The 3298-nt window shown below is 65.7% G+C and carries 1 protein-coding gene and 3 pseudogenes; 1 reads left to right on the plus strand and 3 read right to left on the minus strand.

Annotated features, from left to right (window positions below):
• The 3 pseudogenes from EN893_RS39460 to EN893_RS25315 form a co-directional block, all read right to left on the minus strand.
• Nucleotides 1-121, minus strand: a pseudogene (locus tag EN893_RS39460) (IS5/IS1182 family transposase); the annotation flags it as partial.
• 86 nt (nt 122-207) lie between these two features.
• Nucleotides 208-1252: pseudogene (gene fni, locus EN893_RS25310) on the minus strand (type 2 isopentenyl-diphosphate Delta-isomerase).
• Nucleotides 1253-1340: 88 nt separating this feature from the next.
• Nucleotides 1341-2234: pseudogene (locus EN893_RS25315) on the minus strand (hypothetical protein); the annotation flags it as partial.
• Between the two features lie 902 nt (nt 2235-3136).
• Between EN893_RS25315 and EN893_RS25325 the strand changes: the two are divergent.
• A partial coding sequence (locus EN893_RS25325; protein ID WP_128361857.1) for a DUF2604 domain-containing protein occupies nt 3137-3298 on the plus strand: 162 nt, incomplete at its 3' end.

Raw genomic sequence — 3298 nt, forward strand, 5'->3', positions numbered from 1 at the left:
AGCCGCACCAGCGCTCCATTGATCATCAGCCGGTGCGGGCACCAGGATGACCGGCTGGAACGAAATCTTCCAACCGCTTCATCGTGAACAGCTGCTCCATGAACACATCGCTCCCGTCAATCGAGCCGTCTCGCCAGGGGGATCAATAGTCTGTCTTTGGCGTAGGTATTTCAGCAGCCTGCTGTTAGCGTGCGGACGACGCCGACATCAACCGGCGGACAAATGCGACGAGGGCAACAAGCGCGCCTGACGCAACGCCGCCAGATCAGCCGAGCCCGTGCAGAAGCAGGCGACGGCCAACTGGCGGATGACGATCTCGAAATGCGCGACAACGGCCCCGGTGGACACTGTCGCCGCGCCCAGCACGCTGGCCGCCTGCCCGGCGATGTCCGCGCCCAGGCGGATGGCCTTGGCCACGTCGACGCCATCGCGGATCCCGCCCGACGCGATCAGCTTCACCGTTGGCAGCGCCCGACGCACCGCCTGCACGCTGGTCAGGGTGGAATCCCCCAATCGGCGAATGACATCGCCACTGCACGGTCGGCGGCATTGCGGGCGCGCTCGCCCTCCACTGCGGCCCAACTGGTGCCGCCGGCGCCGGCGACATCGATTACCGCCACGCCCGCCTCGACGAGCGCACAGGCACCGAGGCGGACAGGCCCGCCCCCACTTCCTTGGCCACCATCGGCACGCCCACGATGCGCGCGGCGCCAGCGATCAGCGCCAGGACGCCGCGCCAGTTCGCGGTCGCCCTCCGGCTGTACCGCTTCCTGCAGCGGATTGAGATGGACGATGAGCCCATCGGCCTCCAGCGCGTCCACCGCGCGACGCGCCAGGTCCAGGCCGTCGGCCTCCCGCAGTTGCGCGGCGCCGATATTGGCCAGCAAGGGAATGTCTGGCGCCAGGCGGCGCAGCGCGCGCGTTAGCCCCTGGGAGTTGCGGGATTGCAGGCTCACACGCTGCGAACCGCACATGGCGATCCCCAAGGCTTGCGCTGCCTCGCTCAAATGCCGGTTGATGGCCTCGGCCCGTGGCATGCCGCCGGCCATAGAGCTGATCAGCAGCGGCGCGCGCATAGCCTTGCCCAGCAGCGAGGCGCGCAGGTCGATCTGCGTCAGGTCCAACTCGGGCAGTGCGCAGTGTTCGAAATGGATGTACTCCCAGCCAGCGGCCACCGTGGCCGGCGCCGTTCGCCGATCCAGCACGATGTCCAGATGTTCGTCCTTCCCCGGCTCAGGGCGGTGTCGCTCATGCTCGCTCCATCCGTAGCAGCGGGCGACGGCGTTGCGTCGGATCGAACCGACGGCAGCGCGCCCAAGCCGCCGCCTCCGGCGCGTCCAGGCCGACGCACGCTGGCCTCCCCCTGCAGCGTCGCTGCGATAGCGGCTGGTCGAAGTCTGGTAGTACTGCGCGCGGATCGCCGCCATCGCCTCGATCAACGGTCCCCACGGCGCGGGAAAGCATTCTTCCGCCATCACCCGGTGCAGCATGCGCGTATGGCCGGCCAACTCGTCGTTGAGGAACTCAACCACAGGCATAGCCGGATAGCGCTGCAGAAGCAGGATCGCCGCGTTATCGCCGGCCGACCTGTCCTTGTCGCGTCCATGCAGATCGTTCTGCAGGCGCCCTATCACTGAGATGAGCCGCAGGACCTGGCGAAACGCTGGACGCGCGCGCAAGGTCGCCATGTCCAGCCCCCACAGCAGCGACAGGCAACAGAACACGGTCCCGTAAGCGATCGAATCGATGCCGTTGTGCAGGTACTCGGCGTAAGACCAGCGTCGCGCCCCTGCCGCCTGCGCGTGTCCGGCGCGCAGCGCCGCGCAGTAGCACCGGGTATAGTCGAGAAGCCGAGCATAGTCGTGACGATCGTAAGCGAGCGCAGCCAGCGAAGCGCGCAGCTGAGCGCAGCCCTCGAATCCGGAGAGCACGCACGGTACGCCGTGCCCCAGCGCCTGCTCCAGGGCGGCGAGCTGCTCCGGCGCGATCAGGCCAACGTCGTTGCAATCGTCTAGCCAGAACAGCAGCGCCAGTTCGCGATAGAACGCCACGATCAGCGTTTCGTCCTGCGGATCGCGGCCGGTGCGGGCGCTGGTGTCGCGCAGGCTCGGGTGAATGCGTTGCAGGATATACTGGCCGCCCCTTACCGCTTCCTCAGCATGCTCATCCGCGAAACCGGTCAGGGCACGCCCCCACTCAAGCACCTGCTGCAGCGCGCGTTCGGTCTGGATCATGGCGCCGCCCCTGCTCCCTCGGCTACGACGCGCCGCCCACAACGAAGCGCCAGCCACAACCCGGCGAGACCGCATCTCCGCGCCATAACGGCGATCGCGAAGTTATCGATCCGATTGCCAGTTGCTGATGCAAGCTCTTGTGAACGGCCGTTAGGACCGGCCCGCAGCCTCGCCGGCAGTATCGAGCAATCCGCTTGCGCCGGCTCGCCATAGCAGGCGAGGACGGCAAGGTCGCCGGCGGCAAACGCACGCGAGCACATTGCAAGCGACATCCGCGAACGCGGCGCCGACTGGTCAGCCTCCGCCTCGGTGCCCGCATATGTCCGCGAGTCGAGCAGCGCCTTCGCCACGAAATGAGCAGAACGCCTTACGAGCATCGACCGCCGGCTGCTGCGCATGGGCGATGATGAGGCATGGTCTCGCAGCGGACCCGTTCCGACAGATGCTGCACCAGGGACGAGGCGACCTTATCCAACAAGGCACCACTTGCGCTGTTTGTGGAGACGAGCGTCGGCTGCATCCATGCGGCTGCTTGAGTGGTGAAGACTCTGAACGACGGTTCCTACGGCGCTGCCGGCGCAATCGGCTGCTTGGGGGACGCGTGACGCAGTCAAAGCTCCCCTTGCCAAGCACGGAGCAGGCGAGTGAGAGAGCAGATGAATAGGCGTGTCGCCAATATTTTTGCATTGCTCTAATCGATTATAGTTGTGAGGAGCAATTTGAGACCATTTACTTGCGGCTCAAGTCACCCATAAAAGAAAGCAAGCACCGATTCGGTAGCTTATCCCCTGTCTTTCGCGTACTCGCGGCCGTGGCGCCGGGTGAACGATTGAAGACCGCCGGTCTCACTCGCAGGTGGGCGCCAGGGCGTGGGGCGGTTGGCAAGCCACAGGAGTAGGACAATGTCGAAGGATTCGGGTAAGGGCGATAATCACGGCGGCGGACCGGGCAAGATCGAGATCACGGTGGTGGTGAACGGCCAGCCCACGCAGGTCGAAGCCAATCCCAACCAGCCGCTTCACGTCATTCGTACCAAAGCCCTTGAGAACACGCAGAATGTCGCC

Source organism: Mesorhizobium sp. M7A.F.Ca.CA.004.04.2.1 (assembly GCF_004022825.1).
Taxonomy (GTDB): domain Bacteria; phylum Pseudomonadota; class Alphaproteobacteria; order Rhizobiales; family Rhizobiaceae; genus Mesorhizobium.